Origin of the sequence: Trinickia sp. (assembly GCF_036503415.1) — a bacterium.
In the GTDB taxonomy this organism is placed as follows: Bacteria; Pseudomonadota; Gammaproteobacteria; order Burkholderiales; family Burkholderiaceae; genus Trinickia.
Window position 1 is genome coordinate 60651 of record NZ_DASXWY010000083.1, and the last position, 18743, is coordinate 79393.

The 18743-nt window shown below is 64.0% G+C and carries 20 protein-coding genes and 1 pseudogene; 5 read left to right on the forward strand and 16 right to left on the reverse strand.

The genetic code is table 11. The features are described 5' to 3' along the window. Nucleotides 1-27: 27 nt before the first annotated feature. From VGL01_RS11435 to VGL01_RS11465, 7 genes and pseudogenes are all read right to left on the reverse strand, one after another. Complete coding sequence (locus VGL01_RS11435) at nt 28-885, reverse strand: cytochrome c oxidase subunit 3 (RefSeq protein ID WP_331569318.1); 858 nt, start codon at nt 883-885, stop codon at nt 28-30. A 54-nt stretch (nt 886-939) separates the two neighbouring features. Beyond that, on the reverse strand, nt 940-1143 hold the full coding sequence (locus VGL01_RS11440) for a DUF2970 domain-containing protein (RefSeq protein WP_173255046.1): 204 nt from the start codon (nt 1141-1143) through the stop codon (nt 940-942). A gap of 11 nt (nt 1144-1154) precedes the next feature. Further along, nucleotides 1155-1289, reverse strand: a complete 135-nt coding sequence (locus tag VGL01_RS11445) for a cytochrome oxidase small assembly protein (protein ID WP_173255045.1) — start codon at nt 1287-1289, stop codon at nt 1155-1157. A gap of 77 nt (nt 1290-1366) precedes the next feature. After that, entirely contained in the window at nt 1367-2977 is a 1611-nt protein-coding gene (ctaD, locus tag VGL01_RS11450) for a cytochrome c oxidase subunit I (RefSeq protein ID WP_331569320.1), read from the reverse strand. A gap of 73 nt (nt 2978-3050) precedes the next feature. Continuing rightward, nucleotides 3051-4373 (reverse strand): annotated as a pseudogene (gene coxB, locus VGL01_RS11455) (cytochrome c oxidase subunit II); the annotation flags it as partial. A 28-nt stretch (nt 4374-4401) separates the two neighbouring features. Next, on the reverse strand, nt 4402-4878 hold the full coding sequence (locus VGL01_RS11460; protein WP_331569324.1) for a DUF2244 domain-containing protein: 477 nt from the start codon (nt 4876-4878) through the stop codon (nt 4402-4404). A gap of 197 nt (nt 4879-5075) precedes the next feature. Then, nucleotides 5076-6053 carry a methyltransferase domain-containing protein gene (locus VGL01_RS11465; RefSeq protein ID WP_331569326.1) on the reverse strand — a complete coding sequence of 326 codons (978 nt, stop codon included), beginning with the start codon at nt 6051-6053 and terminating at the stop codon, nt 5076-5078. Nucleotides 6054-6122: 69 nt separating this feature from the next. On the opposite strand from VGL01_RS11465, the gene VGL01_RS11470 reads away from it, so the two are divergent. Together VGL01_RS11470 and trmL are read left to right on the forward strand one after the other, a co-directional pair. Continuing rightward, on the forward strand, nt 6123-6947 hold the full coding sequence (locus VGL01_RS11470; protein ID WP_414720230.1) for a ComF family protein: 825 nt from the start codon (nt 6123-6125) through the stop codon (nt 6945-6947). Nucleotides 6948-6974: 27 nt separating this feature from the next. Beyond that, a complete protein-coding gene (gene trmL, locus VGL01_RS11475; protein ID WP_331569328.1) occupies nt 6975-7445 on the forward strand; it encodes a tRNA (uridine(34)/cytosine(34)/5-carboxymethylaminomethyluridine(34)-2'-O)-methyltransferase TrmL in 471 nt (156 codons plus the stop codon). 15 nt (nt 7446-7460) lie between these two features. On the opposite strand, the gene VGL01_RS11480 is transcribed toward trmL, so the two are convergent. The 4 genes from VGL01_RS11480 to VGL01_RS11495 form a co-directional block, all read right to left on the reverse strand. Beyond that, entirely contained in the window at nt 7461-8480 is a 1020-nt protein-coding gene (locus VGL01_RS11480) for an NAD(P)H-dependent glycerol-3-phosphate dehydrogenase (RefSeq protein ID WP_331569330.1), read from the reverse strand. Between the two features lie 21 nt (nt 8481-8501). After that, the gene (gene secB / locus VGL01_RS11485; RefSeq protein WP_331569332.1) at nt 8502-8969 is read right to left on the reverse strand and encodes a protein-export chaperone SecB; all 468 of its coding nucleotides are present in this window, start codon (nt 8967-8969) and stop codon (nt 8502-8504) included. A gap of 170 nt (nt 8970-9139) precedes the next feature. After that, the gene (gene grxC, locus VGL01_RS11490) at nt 9140-9400 is read right to left on the reverse strand and encodes a glutaredoxin 3 (protein ID WP_331569335.1); all 261 of its coding nucleotides are present in this window, start codon (nt 9398-9400) and stop codon (nt 9140-9142) included. Nucleotides 9401-9413: 13 nt separating this feature from the next. Continuing rightward, entirely contained in the window at nt 9414-9824 is a 411-nt protein-coding gene (locus VGL01_RS11495) for a rhodanese-like domain-containing protein (RefSeq protein WP_331569337.1), read from the reverse strand. 141 nt (nt 9825-9965) lie between these two features. Between VGL01_RS11495 and gpmA the strand changes: the two genes are divergently transcribed. The 3 genes from gpmA to VGL01_RS11510 all read left to right on the forward strand — a co-directional run bounded on the left by gpmA (nt 9966) and on the right by VGL01_RS11510 (nt 13218). Continuing rightward, nucleotides 9966-10712 carry a 2,3-diphosphoglycerate-dependent phosphoglycerate mutase gene (gene gpmA, locus VGL01_RS11500; RefSeq protein ID WP_331569339.1) on the forward strand — a complete coding sequence of 249 codons (747 nt, stop codon included), beginning with the start codon at nt 9966-9968 and terminating at the stop codon, nt 10710-10712. A gap of 188 nt (nt 10713-10900) precedes the next feature. After that, nucleotides 10901-12439: a S41 family peptidase gene (locus tag VGL01_RS11505; protein WP_331569341.1), complete on the forward strand. Its 1539-nt coding sequence runs from the start codon at nt 10901-10903 to the stop codon at nt 12437-12439. Nucleotides 12440-12459: 20 nt separating this feature from the next. Continuing rightward, complete coding sequence (locus VGL01_RS11510) at nt 12460-13218, forward strand: HesA/MoeB/ThiF family protein (protein ID WP_331569343.1); 759 nt, start codon at nt 12460-12462, stop codon at nt 13216-13218. Nucleotides 13219-13294: 76 nt separating this feature from the next. Here VGL01_RS11510 and ptsP read toward each other — a convergent pair whose 3' ends face one another. The 5 genes from ptsP to gshA all read right to left on the reverse strand — a co-directional run bounded on the left by ptsP (nt 13295) and on the right by gshA (nt 18598). Beyond that, nucleotides 13295-15049 carry a phosphoenolpyruvate--protein phosphotransferase gene (gene ptsP, locus VGL01_RS11515; RefSeq protein ID WP_331569345.1) on the reverse strand — a complete coding sequence of 585 codons (1755 nt, stop codon included), beginning with the start codon at nt 15047-15049 and terminating at the stop codon, nt 13295-13297. A gap of 235 nt (nt 15050-15284) precedes the next feature. Beyond that, entirely contained in the window at nt 15285-15554 is a 270-nt protein-coding gene (locus VGL01_RS11520) for an HPr family phosphocarrier protein (protein ID WP_331569347.1), read from the reverse strand. 61 nt (nt 15555-15615) lie between these two features. Further along, a complete protein-coding gene (locus VGL01_RS11525) occupies nt 15616-16134 on the reverse strand; it encodes a PTS mannose transporter subunit IIA (RefSeq protein WP_331569349.1) in 519 nt (172 codons plus the stop codon). A gap of 128 nt (nt 16135-16262) precedes the next feature. Then, a complete protein-coding gene (gene gshB / locus VGL01_RS11530; protein ID WP_331569351.1) occupies nt 16263-17222 on the reverse strand; it encodes a glutathione synthase in 960 nt (319 codons plus the stop codon). A gap of 86 nt (nt 17223-17308) precedes the next feature. After that, nucleotides 17309-18598, reverse strand: a complete 1290-nt coding sequence (gene gshA / locus VGL01_RS11535; protein WP_331569353.1) for a glutamate--cysteine ligase — start codon at nt 18596-18598, stop codon at nt 17309-17311. Nucleotides 18599-18743 lie beyond the last annotated feature (145 nt).

Sequence of the window (18743 nt, forward strand, 5' to 3'; positions counted from 1 at the left end):
CGCGAGGCACGTGCCCGCCAGCCAGGATCAAAGCCAGTAGACGACGACGTAAAGCCCCAGCCACACGACGTCGACGAAGTGCCAGTACCACGCGGCGCCTTCGAACGCGAAGTGGTGATCGGCCGTGAAGTGACCGCGGATCAGCCGCACCAGCACGACCGAGAGCATCGTTCCGCCGAGAAACACGTGGAAGCCGTGAAAGCCCGTGAGCAGGAAGAACGTCGAGCCGTACACGCCCGAGGCCAGCGTCAGGTTCAACTCGTTGTACGCATGGAAGTACTCGAAGCCCTGCATGAAGAGGAACGTGATGCCGAGCAGGACCGTCGCGGCGAGCCACGCGATCGCCTTCGTCCGATGGTTGTCGCGCAGCGCGTGGTGCGACACCGTCAGCGTCGCGCCCGAGCTCAGCAGCAAGGCCGTGTTGATCGTCGGCACCGGCCACGGCGTCATCGACTTGAAATGGCCGGCGAGCGCTGCCGGACCCTCGTTCGGCCACACGGCGCTGAAATCCGGCCAGATCAGCTTGTAGTCGAGGCTGCCGAGCTGATGCATCGCGATTTCGCGCGCGTAGAAGAGCGCACCGAAGAACGCGCCGAAGAACATGACTTCGGAGAAGATGAACCAGCTCATGCTCCAGCGGTACGAACTATCGACACGCTTGCCGTACATCCCACCTTCCGATTCGGAAATGGCGTCGCCAAACCAGTGCCACAACACGAACAGCAACCAAAGCAGCCCGACGAACATCGTATAGGGCGCCCACGGGCTTTCGTTGAGCCAGAGCCCGAGCGATCCGAGCATGATCAAGACGCCGATGGACGCGGTGACCGGGTGCCGGGACGGATTCGGCACGAAGTAATACGGGCTATCGTTTTGACCGCTCATTGTTGATTCTCCACTTCAGTCCAGTCAGTCCAGTTTGTTGTGCCAGTGAGCGCTTCAGCCCTTACTGACCACCATATGCACGATTGCGATCAATACACCGATGAATACGGCCGCCGCGATCACCGCCGCCGCGATCACGTGCAGCGGGTTCAACTGCGTCGCATCCGCCGCGTGGTCGCGGCTCCTGCGCACGCCGAAAAACGACCACATCACCGCTTTCATCGTCCGAGCGAAACTGCTCTTGCCCTTCTGTTCCATGGCCGCCTCCATCAACGGACCAGCCACTGCTTGACGACGGCACCCAAAAAGAAGACGGCGACGACACCGATCAGGATCAAGGCCAGCCGCAGGTTGCCGGCGCGCATTTGCGCAGGCGATCGTCTTTTTTGTGGGTCCAGAGTCATCCGTCTACTGCTCGTTCATGCCGGGCGGCACATACCGCCCGGCGCGCATGCTACCCGGCCCGCCGGGGGCCGGCCGTTCACTCTACCGTCGGGGGATTCTCGAAGGTATGGAACGGAGCCGGGCTCGGCACCGTCCACTCGAGGCCCATCGCGCCGTCCCACGGCTTGTCGGATGCTTTCTCGAGCTCGCCACCGCCGCGATAGGCCGGCAGTACGACAGCGAACAGGAAATAGACTTGCGCGAGACCGAAGCCGAATGCGCCGATCGACGCAACCTGGTTCCAATCCGTGAACTGCGCCGGGTAATCCGCATAGCGGCGCGGCATGCCCGCGAGGCCCACGAAGTGCATCGGGAAGAACGTCAGGTTGAAGAAGATCATCGACGCCCAGAAGTGGATCTTGCCGCGCGTCTCGTTGTACATCCAGCCTGTCCACTTCGGCGCCCAGTAGTACCACCCTGAGAACAGCGCGAACAGCGAGCCCGCAACGAGCACGTAGTGGAAGTGCGCGACGACGAAATAGGTACCGTGGTACTGGATGTCGAGCGGGGCCATCGCCAGCATGAGACCGGTGAAGCCGCCCATCGTGAACACGAAGAGAAAGCCGATCGCAAACAACATGGGCGTTTCGAACGTCAGCGAGCCACGCCACATGGTGGCCAGCCAGTTGAACACCTTTACGCCCGTCGGCACGGCGATCAGCATCGTCGCGTACATGAAGAACAGCTGGCCCGTGACCGGCATGCCCGTCACGAACATGTGGTGCGCCCAGACCATGAACGAGAGGATCGCGATCGAAGCCGTCGCATAGACCATCGAGCTATAGCCGAACAGCGGCTTGCGCGAGAACGCCGGGATCACCTGGGAGATGATCCCGAACGCCGGCAGAATCATGATGTAGACCTCGGGGTGGCCGAAGAACCAGAAGATGTGCTGATACATCACCGGGTCGCCGCCGCCGGCCGCGTTGAAGAACGAGGTGCCGAAATGACGATCGAACAGCAACATCGTGATCGCACCGGCCAGCACCGGCATGACAGCGATCAGCAGATAGGCCGTGATGAGCCACGTCCAGACGAACATTGGCATCTTCATCAGCGTCATGCCAGGTGCGCGCATGTTGAGGATCGTCACGATGATGTTGATGCTGCCCATGATCGACGACGCACCCATGATGTGGACCGCGAAAATCGCGAAATCCATACCGGGGCCCATCTGCGTCGAAAGCGGCGCATAGAGCGTCCAGCCGGCCGCCGTCGCGCCGCCAGGCGCGAAGAACGAGCCGACGAGCAACGCCGCCGCGGCGGGCAACAGCCAGAAGCTGAAGTTGTTCATCCGCGCGAACGCCATGTCGGCTGCGCCGATTTGCAGCGGGATCATCCAGTTCGCGAAACCCACGAACGCCGGCATGATCGCGCCGAACACCATCATGAGGCCGTGCATCGTGGTGAGCTGATTGAAGAACTCGGGACGCATGATCTGCAAGCCCGGCTCGAACAGCTCGGTGCGGATCATCAATGCCGCCACCCCGCCCGACAGGAACATGGTGAACGAGAACACCAGGTACATCGTCCCGATGTCCTTGTGATTGGTGGCGAACAGCCACCGGCGCCAGCCATGCGGCGTCGCATGCGCATGGTCGTCATGCGCGTGGCCGTGACCGGCTACATCGTGTCCGATGCTAGACATGTGAATCTCCTAGAGCAAATAGTGCACCGACTGTGACGAACACAGCGACACGTCAAGCCGCCGGTGCCGCAGCGACACGCGCCGCGACGCGAGCGCGCGCATTGCCTGCCGCCGCTTCCGGCTTGTCCTGCGAAGGGGCGACGCTTGCCTGCGGCGCGCTTGCGGCCGGCGCGCCGCTTGCGGGCGCGGCCGTCTGGGCACCGCCGCCTTCGGGCAGCTTGCCGTTGCGCGCGTCGGCAACCTGGCGCGGCTGCAAAATGTCGCCCGTATGATTGCCCCAGGCGTTACGCTCGAACGTGATGACCGAAGCGATCTCCACGTCGTTGAGCGTCTTGCCCCAGTTCGGCATGGCGTTCTTGCCGTTCAGCACGATGCTCACATGCTGCGCGATCGGGCCGTTCACGATCTTGCTGCCGTCGAGCGCCGGAAAAACACCGGCGCCCTTGCCGGTCGGCTGATGGCAGACCGCGCAGTTCGCCGTGTAGACTTTTTCGCCGCGAGTCTTGAGCTCGGCGAGCGTATAGGTCTTGTTCGGGTCGTCGTTGCTGGCGGCCATCTTCTTTTGCTGCTCGTCGACCCACTTCGCGTAATCGTCATCCGACTTAACGACGACGACGACGGGCATGTAGGCGTGCTCCTTGCCGCACAGCTCCGTACAGAAACCGCGGAAGGTTCCGGTCTTGTCGGCCTTGAACCAGGTGTCGCGCACGAAACCGGGAATGGCATCCTGCTTGACGCCGAATGCCGGCACGTACCACGAGTGCACGACATCGGCAGCGGTCGTGATCACCCGGATCTTCTTGCCGACGGGCACGACGAGCGGATTGTCCACTTCCTGCAAATAGGTGTCGGTGATCGGCGCCTGGCCGTTGACCTCGCTGCGCGGCGTCGTGAGCGTCGAGAAGTAGCTGATGCCTTCGCCGGGGCCCTTCACGTACTCGTAGCCCCACTTCCACTGGTAGCCGGTGACCTTGACGGTGACGTCGGCGTTGCTCGTGTCCTTCATCGCAACGACCGTGCGCGTGGCGGGCAGCGCCATCAGCACGACGATGATGAACGGCACGATCGTCCAGATGATTTCGACGGTGGTGCTTTCGTGGAAATTGGCAGCTTTGTGTCCTTTCGACTTGCGATGCATGAAGATCGAATAGAACATCACGCCGAACACGCCGAGAAAAATCACCGTGCAAAGCACCAACATCCACATGTGGAGGTGGTAAAGCTCCTCGGCGAGTTTCGTGGCGGGCGGTTGAAAGTTGATCTCGCCGACGGCTGGACCGCCCGGGCTGTCGCCGACCGCCCATGCGGCCGAGGCGAAGAGGAGCCCGCTTGCGGCCAGCACGCCCCAGAGGGCTCGCTTGATTGTTTTCATAGCTTCCTTAGCCAAAATTTCCATTCAAATCCTCGCCCCTTCGCCACCTCTTTCAGCCGCACCGCCGAAGCGTCAGGCGCAACTCGTTCGCGAACTGCGCGCGCCGATGATGCGCGAGATGCAGCCCGATCACGACAGCTTGTCCGCGCGATACGAGCTTGATCGGATCGCGCGGCGACGCACCTTGCTCGACCCGCACCCAGCGCGGATTGAATTCGAACTGCGTCAACCGCTCGGCACTCACCTGCTCGATCACGAGCCGGTTCGGGAAAAGCCGGATGCGCTCGTAATCGACCGCATGACGCGCGTAAATCACGAACGCGATGCCCACCGCCAGCAACTCGATACCCGTGAACGGCAGGACCAGCCATGCACCGCACACGACCAGCAACAGCGCAATCGCCGACGAGCAGAATGTCAGCGACACATAGAACCACACGAACTGCTTCGGCGACACCGAACAGTTTCGCTTCATGAGCCAGTCTTCGATGACCGGCTCCGCATCCATCAGCAGGGCTTGCACCGCCATCGCCACCTCCCGCGCATGCCGCTCGCATACCGCGCGCCCCGGGGCTCGCCGCCTTGTATCGTGGGTCTTCGCGGCGACAAACTGACGCATTATAGGCGCGATCAATGGCATCCACAAGCAAACGCCTATCGCCCCGCAACCCAGTCCTGGCAAGCCTTTGCGAGCTTTTCGCATGCGCTCGGCGAGGGTACCGCGACTCAGCCCGGACGCCTTCGACCGATGTCCTCTATCCGCACGATACCGTGCCCTTCGGCGGTCGTACGCGGCACCGCCTTCCAGGCGTGGCCGTATATCACTTCGAATGTCAGCGCGATCGTGCCGTCCTTGCCGCGGCGCGCGTCGAGCGCCGCGGCAAGCGCGCGATGAAGCCGTTTCGATGCCGGCGCGCCCAGCGCACTGCCCGCCTGGCCGCAATCGCGCGCAAACGGATAGGCGCCCCAACGGCGCACGTCGGCCAGCAGCGTCTCGGGCGATCGATAGGTAATGGTCAGCGTCTCCTGATCCATCACGGGAATTTCGAAGCCGCTCTCGACGAGCATGTCGCCGAGATCGTGCATGTCGACGAAATCGAGTACGTGAGCCCGCCTTCCCACGCCATGCGCGGCCTCCACTTCGACGAAGGCACTGCGCAACTCGCGCAGCGTGTCGGGCCCCAGTGTGCTGAACATCAGCAGGCCGCCGACTTTGAGCACGCGCTGCCATTCGGGAAGCACGAGATCGGGACGGGGATGCCAGTGCAGTGCGAGGTTCGACCACAGGACGTCGAAAACGTCGCCCGCGAACGGCAACGCCGAGAAATCGGCCTGAGCGATGCGAGGCCCCGCGTTGCCGAGCGCACGCGCGAGGGGCGCGGGCAAGAGGCGGCGCCAGCTCGTATCGCCGAGAGCATGCGGCGCGGCACGCGAGAGCATCGCGTGGGACAGATCGACCCCGAACACCGGCGCATCGGGAAAGCGCTCGCGCAACACCGGCAGATCCTCCCCCGTGCCGCAGCCGGCGTCGAGCACGCTCGCCGGCTTCGTTCGAATGTAGTCGAGCCGCTCGCGCATGCGCTGCGCGATCTCGCGCGGCAGGAATGCAACGTCCCCGAACGCCGCTGCGCGGCGATCGAATATTCGCCGTGCAAGCCTCGGATCATAGGCCGGACGGCCAGATTTAGCGGGAGTGGGGGACATGACGGTCGATCTGGCGAAGAGCCCGAAGTATACTCGCTCGCTCGGTCGAGTCCAGCGAGGGGAAAGCCCATGTGCAAGCCCGGCAGCGCGATGCCGAGCACCGGTTACGCGCTCGCGGTAGGCACGAGCCCCGAGCGCGCACCGCTTGCGTTCGCGGCGCGCGTTGCGCTGCGGGTGGCGCATTGCGCGCTTCCCCAATCGTGCGTGTTGTGCGGCGCGTTATGCGTCAATATGTCGCAACAGCCAATGTGTCGCGGATGCGACGCGCAATACTGGAACGAACCGCGCCTGCGGTGCCTGCGGTGCGCCATGCCGCTCACGCTCGGCGGCACACGCCCGCATGGCCCGGGCCGCTACGTCTGCAGTCCATGCGCGACGCGTCGGCCGCCCTTCGACAGAACGCTCGCGCTCGCGGATTACCGGCCGCCGCTGGACCGCCTTGCGCTCGGCCTCAAGTTTCGCGGGCGGCTTCTCGTCGCGAAGGAATTCGCGCGGGGCCTCGCCGCCCTGGCCATCGATCGCCTGGCGCCCGACGCGTGGCCGGACCTCGTCGCGCCGGTGCCGCTCGCGCACGAGCGGCTCGTCGAGCGCGGCTTCAATCAAGCGTGGGAGATCGCCAAGCCGCTCGCACGCGCGCTGAACGTGCCCGCCGATGCGGCGCTGCTGCGGCGCACGACCCACACGGTCGCGCAGTCCCGGCTCGATCTCGACGCGCGCAAGCGCAATGTGGGCGCCGCCTTCCGCTCGATGCGCGAGGTACGCGGCATGCATGTCGCGCTCGTCGACGACGTGATGACATCCGGCGCGACGCTCGAAGCCGCGGCGCGCACACTGAAGACCGCGGGCGCGCGCGAGGTGACGAATTTCGTCGCCCTGCGCACCGCGAAAGACTGATTACGAGCCAACGCACCAACCAATATCATGTTCAACGTCGTTCTCGTCGAACCCGAAATTCCGCCGAACACCGGCAACATCATCCGCCTGTGCGCCAATACGGGCGCACAACTGCATCTGATCGAACCGTTGGGTTTTCCGCTCGACGATGCCAAGCTGCGCCGCGCCGGCCTCGACTATCACGAATACGCACGGATGCAGGTCCACCGTGACTGGGAGAGCTTCATCGCCACCGCCTCGCCCGATCCCGAGCGAATGTTCGCATTTACGACGCGCGGCGCAAGCCCATTTCACGGGCACCGCTTTCATCCCGGCGACTGGTTCGTATTCGGCGCGGAAACGCGCGGCCTCGCGCCTGCCCTGCTCGATCGTTTCGGCGCCGAACAGCGGGTCCGGCTGCCGATGCGGCCGAACAACCGCAGCCTCAATCTCTCCAACACCGTTGCGGTGGTGGTGTTCGAGGCCTGGCGCCAGGCTGGCTTCGAAGGCGGTCAGTGACGCGCGAGCGCCGCGCTACGCGCGATCGACCCGGTGCGATTCCGCACGGGCGTCGCGGCGCAACAGGGCGCTGACGGCTGCACGCGGCGCGACGCCATCGAACAGCACGCTGCAGACCGCTTCCGTGATCGGCATATCGACGCCTTGCGCGCGCGCGATGCCCAGGACCGCCTGAGCGCAGCGAACGCCTTCGGCCACGTGGCCGAGTGCGCCGAGAATATCGTCGAGCGAGCGGCCGTCCGCCAGTTGCAACCCGACTGTGCGATTACGTGAAAGATCGCCCGTGGCCGTGAGAATCAGGTCGCCCAGCCCCGTGAGCCCCGTGAACGTATCCGGCCGGCCGCCCAGCGCGACGCCGAGGCGCGACATTTCGGCGAGCCCACGCGTGATCAGTGCGGCGCGCGCGTTCAAGCCGAGCGCGAGACCGTCCGAGATGCCGGTGGCGATCGCCAGCACGTTTTTGACCGCACCACCGACTTCGACACCGATCAAATCGTCGCCGGTATAGATGCGCATCGCGCCGTGATGGAACGCGGATACGGCGAGATCGCGGCAAGCCGCACTGGTGCTGGCGACCGTCAACGCGACAGGCAATCCGAGCGCGACTTCGCGCGCGAAGCTCGGCCCCGAGAGCACGCCATGACTGACATGACCGGCGAGCTCGGAGGCGACGACCTGATGCGGCAGCATCTGCGTATCGGCTTCGAACCCTTTGCAGACCCAGACGAAGTGCGCGGGAACGCGGCCAAGCTCGCGCAACGCACGACTAAGCGCGCGCAGCCCGGCCACCGGCGTGGCGATTACGCACAGCGCGTCCTCGGCGCCGCAATGCTCGAGCGCCGTCGCGAGCCCGGCTTCGTAGCGCAACTGCGCCGGCAGGGCTACGCCTTGCAGATAGTGCGCATTTTCGCGGCGCGCGGCGAGTTCGGCCGCGAGCGCGGGCTCGCGGGCCCACAAGAGCGTGTCGTGGCGCGCGGCCAGATGCGCAGCGAGCGCCGTACCCCATGCGCCCGCGCCGAGAACGGCGACTTTCATGGCGGGCACCGCCCTCGCCGCTCAGTGCGTGGCGCCGTTCGATGCTTCGTTTTGCGCACCCATCTGCGCAAGACGCTGCTCGTAGAGCGCCTGGAAGTTGATCTCGGCGAGGTGGATCGGGGGGAATCCCGCACGGGTGATCGCATCGGCGATATTGGAGCGCAGATACGGGAAGATGATCGTCGGGCACGCAATGCCGACGAGCGGATCGACCTGATCGGCCGGAATATTGCGGATCTCGAAGATGCCGGCCTGCTTGGCCTCGATCAGGAAAGCGACCTTCTCGGCCACCTTCGCGGTGACCGTGCCCGTCACTGCGACCTCGAAGATGCTCTCCGCAAGACGGTCGGCCTTCACGTCGACCTCGACTTCCACCGACGGCATGTCCTGCTCGAGGAAAATAGCCGGCGAATTAGGCTGCTCGAGCGACAGGTCCTTCAGGTAGACGCGCTGGATGTTGAAGAACGGCTGGTTGTTCTGGTCCGACATGGTGGCTCCGATGGATGAATTCATCTTGGCCGGCGGCGCGCCGGCCAAGCAGGGAATGTATGAGGCGCTGAGCGCGACATCGAGCCGCAGCCCGAGGCACGCCCGCGAGTATGCGTAGCGCGCGCGCTCAGCGCGCCGAGCGGCTGGCGCCCGTCACGCGGAGGCGGCGTTCACGCAGGTTCGAGCAGCGGCACGAGGCCGCCCGCGCGATCGAGCGCGGAAAGATCGTCGTAACCGCCGATATGCTTATCGCCAATGAACACCTGCGGTACCGTGCGCCGTCCCGTGCGCTCCATCATCTCCTCACGGCGCGCGGGATCGCGGTCGACGAGGACTTTTTCGATGTGCTCGACGCCGCGCGATTTCAAGAGCCGCTCGGCCATCTGGCAATAGGGACAGACCTGGGTGCTGTACATCACGACCGAATTCACGCTTGCCACTCCTTTACTTGACGACCGGCATGCCGGCCTGCTGCCAGGCGTTCAAACCGCCTTGCAGCACATGGACTTCGGCGTAGCCGGCCTCGCGCACGACGCGCGAGGCCTTGTTCGACTGCAGACCGTTCTGGCAGACGAGCAACACCGGATTCCCCTTATTCTTGGCGATCTGGCCAATTTTTGCTTGAAGCTCCGCGAACTCGAGGTGGCGGGCGGACGGCAGATGTCCGCCCGCGTAGTCGGCGGCCGGCCGCAGATCGACGATCACGGCGTTGCGCCGGTTGATCAGCTGCGTCGCCTCCGCCGCGGACAGGCCGCCGCGGCCACGCCCCGAAAGCATCGGCCAAAGCAGCAAGCCGCCCGAGACGACAAGGGCCGCGATGAGCACGAGGTTCGTGTAATCGGTTAGAAACGTCACGAAATATCCGCCAAAAAGGGAAGAAAAGGAAACAGGCAATCCGACCATTATAAAATATCCGCTTGACGCGATGGCGGGTGCCCTTCGGACGGTGCACCGGCCTCGCATCGGGCGCTTCCTCACTACCGACCTCTTACGCTCATGCACAAGCTCGTCCTCATCCGCCACGGCGAATCGACGTGGAACAAGGAAAACCGATTCACCGGCTGGGTCGACGTCGACCTGACCGAACAAGGCATTCGCGAAGCCAACGAGGCGGGCCGGCTGCTTCGGGAAGCCGGCTACCGCTTCGACATCGCCTACACCTCGGTGCTCAAGCGCGCGATCCGTACGCTCTGGCACGTGCAGGACCAGATGGATCTCATGTACCTGCCCGTCGTCCACTCGTGGCGCCTGAACGAGCGTCACTACGGTGCGCTGGCCGGCCTGAACAAGGCGGAAACGGCCGCTCAGTACGGAGACGATCAGGTGCTCGTCTGGCGTCGCAGCTACGACACGCCGCCGCCCGCGCTCGAGCCGACCGATCCGCGCGCCTCGTACGACGATCCGCGCTATGCCAAGGTGCCGCGCGAAGCGCTACCGCTCACGGAGTGCCTGAAAGACACGGTCGCGCGCGTGCTACCGGTCTGGAACGAATCGATCGCCCCGGCCATCAAGGCGGGCAAGAAGGTGCTGATCGCGGCGCACGGCAACTCGCTGCGCGCGCTCATCAAGTATCTCGACGGTATTTCCGACTCCGACATCGTCGGCCTGAACATCCCGAACGGGGTGCCGCTCGTGTACGAGCTCGACGATGACCTCAAGCCGATACGCCATTACTATCTCGGCGACGCCGAAGCCATCGCCAAGGCACAAGCCGCCGTTGCCAAGCAAGGCAAGGCAGGCTGAGGCACCGTCGATACCCCGGGGGCGGCACGGCAAACGCGGCACGGCACAGGCAGGGCCGGGAGCGTTTTTTGCCCCCGGCTGTCGAACACCGACACATGAGTACCGCCGCACCCGGCTGATCGAGCAGTTATACTTGACCGTCCTTCGCCACCGGCGCTCACACCCGTTTTCCGAACGCAACCGACTCTATGCGCACGAAACTCAAGAATATCGGCCTGATCGCAGCGGGCCTCGCCGCCGGCGTGTTCGCAACCCTGCAATTTTCTGCCGCGGCGCAGCAGGCCACCTCCACCCCGCTGCCGCTCGAGCAGTTGCGCCTTTTTGCGGAAGTGTTCGGCCAGATCAAGCATGACTATGTCGTGCCGGTCGATGACAAGAAACTCCTGACCGAAGCCATCAAGGGCATGGTTTCGAGCCTCGATCCGCACTCCTCGTATCTGGACAAGACCGATTACCAGGAACTGCAGGAGCAGACGAAGGGGCGCTTCGCCGGCCTCGGTATCGAGATTTCGCAGGAAGACGGGCTCATCAAGGTCATCTCGCCGATCGAGGATACGCCCGCGTTTCGCGCCGGCATCCGCCCGGGCGATCTGATCACCCGCATCAACGACAAACCCGTGCGCGGCATGACGCTCGACCAGGCCGTCAAGCAAATGCGCGGCGACCCGGGCACGAAGGTCACGCTGACGCTGTTCCGCAAGAGCGAGGACCGCACATTCCCCGTCACCGTCACGCGCGCGATCATCCGCGTACAGAGCGTGAAGGCGAAGGTCGTCGCCCCGGGCTATGCGTACGTGCGCATCACGAGCTTCCAGGAACGCACGGTGCCCGATCTCGCGACCAAGCTCGCCGACATCGCGCGCGAGCAGCCGAATCTGAAAGGCCTGATCCTCGATCTGCGCAATAACGGCGGCGGCCTTCTGCAAAGCGCGGTGGGCGTGGCCGGCGCGTTCATGCCGCCCGATTCGGTCGTCGTTTCGACGAACGGACAGATTGCCGATTCGAAGCAGGTCTATCGCGATACCTACGCGAACTACCGGCTGCCGTCGTTCGACTCCGATCCGCTCAGGAATCTGCCCGGCATCTTCAAGACGGTGCCGATGATCGTGTTGACGAACGCCTATTCGGCATCCGCGTCGGAGATCGTGGCCGGCGCGCTGCAAGATGCGCATCGCGCCATGATCGTGGGCAAGACGACGTTCGGCAAAGGCTCCGTGCAAACCGTGCGTCCGCTGACCTCGGATACCGCGCTGCGTCTCACGACGGCGTACTACTACACGCCGAGCGGCCGCTCGATCCAGAACAAGGGCATTCGCCCTGACGTCCCGGTCGATCAATATGCGGACGGCGATCCTGACGACGCCTTCGTCACGCGCGAAGTCGACTACACGAACCACCTTGCCAATACGCAGGATCCGAACGAGAAGAAAGAACACGAGCAGCGCGAAAACGACCGGCTGCAGCAGTTGCAGCAGCTCGAGCAGGAAAACGACAAGAAGACGCCCGAGCAGCGCGCCAAAGATCGCGAGCGCAAGCCCGTGGAGTTCGGCTCGGCCGACGATTTCATGCTGCAGCAGGCGCTGAACAAGCTCCAGGGCAAGCCCGTGCAGGAGTCGAAGTCGATCGCCGAGCGCAACCTCGCTCAGCGCAAGGTCCCGACATCGGCCTCGGCGCCGGTCGCGGTCAAGCCGGGCACGCCCGCGCCGGCCTCGGCTCCCGCCAAGTAGTCCCCGTTGCTGCGCGTGCCGTGAACGACGATCAACTGCTTCGATACTCGCGGCATATTCTCGTCGACGAATTGGGCATCGAAGCGCAGCAGCGGTTTCTCGATGCGCACGCGATCGTCGTCGGCGCCGGCGGCCTCGGCTCGCCGGCCGCTATTTATCTCGCGGCGGCGGGCGTCGGCAGACTGACGCTCGTCGATGCCGATACCGTCGATCTGACGAATCTGCAACGGCAAATCCTGCACGTCACCGCGTCGGTCGGGCGGAAAAAGGTCGAATCGGGTCGCGAAGCGATTGCACGGCTGAACCCCGATGTCATCGTGAATGCGGTGGACGAGCGTATCGACGTCGCTTGGCTCGACGTTCACGTGCCGGACGCGAGCGTGGTGCTCGATTGCACGGACAACTTCGCGACGCGCCACGCGATCAACCGCGCCTGCGTCAAGCACGGCATACCGCTCGTGTCGGGCGCCGCGTTGCGCTTCGACGGCCAGATCAGCACGTTCGATTTCCGCGACGCACACTCCCCGTGCTATGCCTGCATCTTTCCCGAAGACCAGCCATTCGAAGAAGTTGCATGCGCAACGATGGGGGTGTTCGCACCCACCGTCGGCATCGTCGGTGCAATGCAGGCAGCGGAAGCGCTGCGTGTCGTGGCGGGTATCGGCGAAACGCTCGTAGGGCGTCTCATGATGCTCGATTCGCTGCGCATGGAATGGACGACGATGAACATCGCACGACAGCCCGATTGCCCCGTGTGCCAAGACCGCGGGCGCCAGTAGCGCACGCCGGGCGACGGTACTCAGCGCGCGGACTAGCCGACACGGCTTCGCGCGCGTTCCAGGACTTTTGCAGGCGTCATAGCTGAGCGACGCATTTGAGCGCCGCTTGCACTTCCTCGGGCTCGAAAGCGGCCAGCACGTCCGCCACCGGTTTTTCGAGCGCCCGCAAATCGGCGCGCAAGATCTCCTGCTTGACCACGAGCAACTGGCTCGGGTGCATCGAAAACTCGGTCAACCCCATGCCGAGCAACAGCCGTGTCAGCTGCGGGTCGCCCGCCATCTCGCCGCACACCGATACCGGCACACCCGCGCGCTTCGCCTCGCGCAGCGTGAACGCAATCAGATGCAGCACGGCCGGGTGCAACGGGTCGTACAAATGCGCGACGGCATTGTCGGCCCGGTCGATCGCGAGCGTGTATTGAATGAGGTCGTTCGTCCCGATCGAAAGAAAGTCGACGCGCTTCAGGAAGAGCGGCAACGCGATCGCCGCAGCCGGAATCTCGATCATCGCTCCGACCTGTACGCCCGGATCGTATGCGAGGCCAGCATCGTCGAGCTGCCGCTTCGCTTCGCGTATGAGATCGAGCGTCTGATCGATCTCCTGGGCGTGGGCGAGCATCGGCACGAGAATCTTGACCTTCCCCAACGCCGAAGCGCGCAGGATCGCGCGCAGCTGCGTCAGAAACATCTGCGGCTCGGACAGGCTCCAGCGGATCGCCCGAAGCCCGAGCGCTGGGTTCGGTGCCGCCTCGTGGCCCTCGCCTCCTCCGAACGTTTCGAGCGGCTTGTCGGCGCCGACATCGATCGTACGGATCGTCACCGGCAGGCCGGACATCAGATCGACCGCCCGGCGGTAAGCCTCGAACTGCTCCTCCTCCTCGGGCAGATGATCCTTGCTCATGAAGAGAAACTCGGTCCGGAAAAGACCGATGCCGACCGCGCCCGCCTCCACGGCCGTGCGCGCGTCCTCGGGCAGCTCGATGTTCGCGCACAGCGCGATCTTCGTGCCGCAAAGCGTCTGCGTCGGCGCAAACTTCAGGCGCTGAAGCTTCTTTTGCTCGAGCGCTTTTTCACTCTGGCGATAGGTGTACTCCTCGAGAACGATCGGCGCGGGATCGACGATCACGATGCCATGGTCGCCGTCGACGATGATCAGATCGTCCTGCCGGATCAGCGCACTCGCGTGCTGTACGCCCACGGCCGCGGGAATACCGAGGCTGCGCGCGACGATCGCGGTGTGGGACGTGCGCCCGCCGAGATCGGTGACGAAGCCTTGAAACGTTTGCGTCTTGAACTGCAGCATGTCGGCGGGCGAGATGTCATGCGCAACGACGATCATTTCGTCGGTCGCGTCCCCGTTCGCGCCGTCGACGAGCACCACCGCCGATGGTGCACCTGCGAGCGCCTTCAGGATTCGCTCGACCACCTGCTGAATGTCCGCCTTGCGCTCGCGCAGATACTCGTCCTCGATATCGTCGAAATGACGCACGAGGCGCTCGAGTTGCTCGGTCAGCGCCCATTCGACGTTGTAGCGGCGCGTGCGGACGAGGTCCATCGTCTCCTGAACGAGCATGGCATCGTTGAGGATCATCGTATGGACGTTGATGAAGGCCCCGACCTCGCTCGGGGCGTCGGCAGCGAGATCGCCGCTCAAGCGCTCCAACTCGCCTTGCACGGCCTTGAGTGCCGCGCGGAAGCGCTCGAGTTCGCCTTCGATCTGAGGCGGCTCGATCAGATAGTGATCGACGTCGAGCGCCGCCGGTGCAATGAGATAAGCGCGCCCGATCGCGATGCCGCGTGACACTGGAATTCCATGCAGCGAGAACGACACGCGCACCTCCTCGAATTATGTAATGCTGCGGGAGCCATACCGCTGCTATGGGCGTGCAACCCTAATCCGGAATTATAAATTCCATTGTCGTGCCTGACTGCTTGCGCTGCAGCATGTACAGACTTTTCCGCGTGCTCGGCGACGCGCGGAGCCCCGCCCGCGCCCGAGGATAGCGCTGAAGACAGCATAAAAAAACCGCGGACTGCCGCGGCTCGTCGCCAGCGCCGGCGCCGCGTTACTGGCCTTCGCCGAACTTGTCGGCGATCAGCTTCAATAGCGCCTGCATCGCCTCGGCTTCATCCGGCCCCTCCGTTTCGATCGTCACCGTGCTGCCGATGCCGGCTGCGAGCATCATCACACCCATGATGCTCTTTGCATTGATGCGCCGTCCGTTGCGTGTCATCCAGATTTCCGACTGAAAGTTGCCCGCGAGCTGAGTCAGTTTGGCCGACGCACGTGCGTGAAGCCCCAGTTTGTTGACGATCGTCGTTTCATTTTGAAGCATCTACGGTTCCCTGCGGCCCGGTAGGCGTTGGCAAGAGTCGGTGAAATCGAAAAAAGGCGCATCAGGCGCCGGTACCGCGCGTACCGGTGCGCGGCGCTTGCATGGCTGTGGCTGGCAACGGCTCGGCGGCACTCAGCGGCGCACCGGTTGTCGGCAGACAGGGCGAAGGCGCGCAAACCCCGCCCGGCGATGTCTGCGGTCCGATTGCATGTACCCCCTTCGCCGCACCGGTCAATGCTTTGTCGGCAAGCGTATCGAGCGGGGTCGTGCGGTAACAGACAGCGCGCACGAGCATCGGTAGGTTGACACCGGCCAGCACACGCACATCGGCGAGGCTCGCAAGCCTGCTGGCGATATTGGCGGGCGTCGCGCCGTACATGTCGGTGAGCACGAGCACCCCGTTGTCCTCGCGCAGGCGCTCGACTTCGGATTGCGCGAACGCGCTCACCTGTGCCGGATCGCAATCCGGCGTAACGTCGATCACGCCGATGCGCGCCGGAATCCCGCCATAAATGTGCGCGATGCAGTCTCTTAGCGCCGTGGCAAACGGCGCATGCGCGATGATCAGAATGCCTGCCATGTCAGCCCTGCAACGAAAAACGACGACCTGCGCACAACCGGTGCAGGCCTACCCGGAAACGCAGGTGCGCCCCGGTTTGTTTTGCAATACAGCAATTGTAGCAGTCCATTTTCGCGCGAAACGCAACGTCATGCCGGCGCCGCCCGCTCCAGCGCATCGACGAACATGCCGGCGACATCGAAGCCGGTTTGATCCATGATCTCGCGAAAGCAGGTGGGACTCGTGACGTTGACCTCGGTAAGCCAGTCCCCGATCACATCGAGCCCGACGAGCAGCAGCCCGCGCGAAGCGAGCACCGGCCCGAGCGTTTCGGCTATTTCCATATCTCGCACCGACAGCGGCTGCGCCACCCCGACGCCGCCCGCCGCAAGGTTGCCGCGCACCTCGTTGCCCTGCGGTATTCGCGCCAGCGAAAACGGCACGACTTGCCCGCCGATCAGCAGGATGCGCTTGTCGCCGGCCGATATCTCGGGAATGAACTTTTGAGCCATGACCGACCTCGCCCCGTCATGGCTCAACATTTCGATGATCGAGCCGAGGTTCATGCCGTCGCTCTTGACGCGGAATACGCCCATGCCGCCCATGCCGTCGAGCGGCTTCAGGATGACGTCGCCGTACTCGGCATGAAAGGCGCGCAATCGCGCCGCGTCGCGCGTCACGAGGGACGGCGCGACGAACTGCGGGAATTCGCCGATGGCAAGCTTCTCGGAGTGATCGCGAATCGTCTGCGGCTTGTTGAACACGTGCGCCCCGGCGCGTTCCGCGAGCTCGAGCAGCCAGGTCGATGTCACGTACTCCATGTCGAACGGCGGGTCCTTGCGCATCAGCACGGCGCCGAACGACGTCAGCGAGCGGTGCTCGTTGGGCCCGTTCTCGTGCCACACGTTACGATGCAAATCGGCCGTGTCGCCGACGATCGTGACTCGATGCACCGTTGCTTCGACGTTGCCCCCCGTCCACGCAAGGTGCTTCGGCTCGCACGCGAAGATCGCATGGCCGCGGCGTGCGGCCTCGGCCATCATCGCGTAGGTCGTGTCCTTGTAGATCTTGAAGCGTGAGAGCGGATCGGCGATGAAGAGGATATCCATGAAGCTCCTGCGCCCCCTTGCGGGGTTGTCGTTTGTTCAAAGGGGCCGCTCGTGGCCTGGGCGATGCGCGCCACGGCGCGCGCAGCTCAGACCTGGATGGCCTCGGGGTCGGTCTTTTCGAGTTCGACGGACGCGGCGAGCAGGCCGAGCCGTGCCACGACGCCATACATATAGAAGCGGTTCGGCGGTGCTGCGCCAGGCTTCGCGTGCGCATCGGGCAGCGCCGTGTGCTCGAAGCCGAGCGGCACGAAATGCATGCCGGGGGCGTTGAGGTTCTGATCGCGCTCGCGCGAGCCGTGCACGCGGTAAAAACCGCCGACGACGTACCGGTCGATCATGTAGACGACCGGTTCGGCCACTTCTTCGCCGATGCGCTCGAACGTATACACCCCTTCCTGCACGATCAGATCATGCATGGGCCGACCGCCTTTCGTCGCCGCCATGCGCGTGCGCTCGCCCTTCGAAAGGTGGGCGAGTTCGGATGCGTCATGCACGGTCATCACGCCGCGCCCGCCCGTGCCCGCATCGGACTTGATGACGACATACGGCTTTTCGCCGATACCGTACTCGCGATACTTGCGCGCAATCTTCTTGATGACGGCGTCGATCGCGTCGGTCAGCGCTTCTTCGCCGGTATGCGCCTCGAAATCGACGTCTTCGACATGTGCGAAATAGGGATTGATCATCCACGGGTCGATCTCGACGAGCTTGGCGAACTTCTTGGCGACGTCGTCGTAGCAGGAAAAATGCGTCGACTTGCGGCGCACGGCCCAGCCCGCGTGCAGCGGCGGCAGCACGTACTGCTCGTGCAGATTCTCGAGTACCGGCGGCAATCCCGATGAGAGATCGTTATTGAGCAGGATCGAGCAGGGATCGAAATTCTTCAGACCCAGCCTGCGCGGCGTGCGCTCGAGCGGTTCGAGGACGATTTTCTGGCCGTCTTTGAGGGAAATCGTCACCGGGCCCGCGATGTTTTCGTCGAGCGTGCCGAAGCGCACGTTCAGGCCGGCTTGGCGCATGATCGTCGCGAGACGCGCCACGTTCTCGAGGTAAAACGCGTTGCGTGTCTCGTGCTCGGGGATCACGAGCAGGTTCTTTGCATCGGGGCAAATCTTCTCGATGGCCGCCATTGCCGCCTGGACAGCGAGCGGCAGCACTTCGTTCGGAAGGTTGTTGAATGCGCCCGGAAAGAGGTTCGTATCGACGGGCGCGAGCTTGAAACCCGCATTGCGCAGATCGACCGAACAATAAAACGGCGGCGTATGCTCCTGCCATTCGAGCCGGAACCAGCGCTCGATCGCCGGCGTGGCATCGAGGATCTTCCGCTCGAGATCGAGCAGTGGACCGTTTAACGCCGTAACTAGATGCGGAACCATGGAGCACTCGCAGACAGGGGAAAAAAGATTGTAGAGCAATTGCCCTGCCGATCTGGGGGCAGTTTTACCCTCCGCAAGCCTTGCCGGCCACCATATTTTCTATTGACCTGATTGTCGAAAGGGTCGTTCCATCCCCCGTACACGC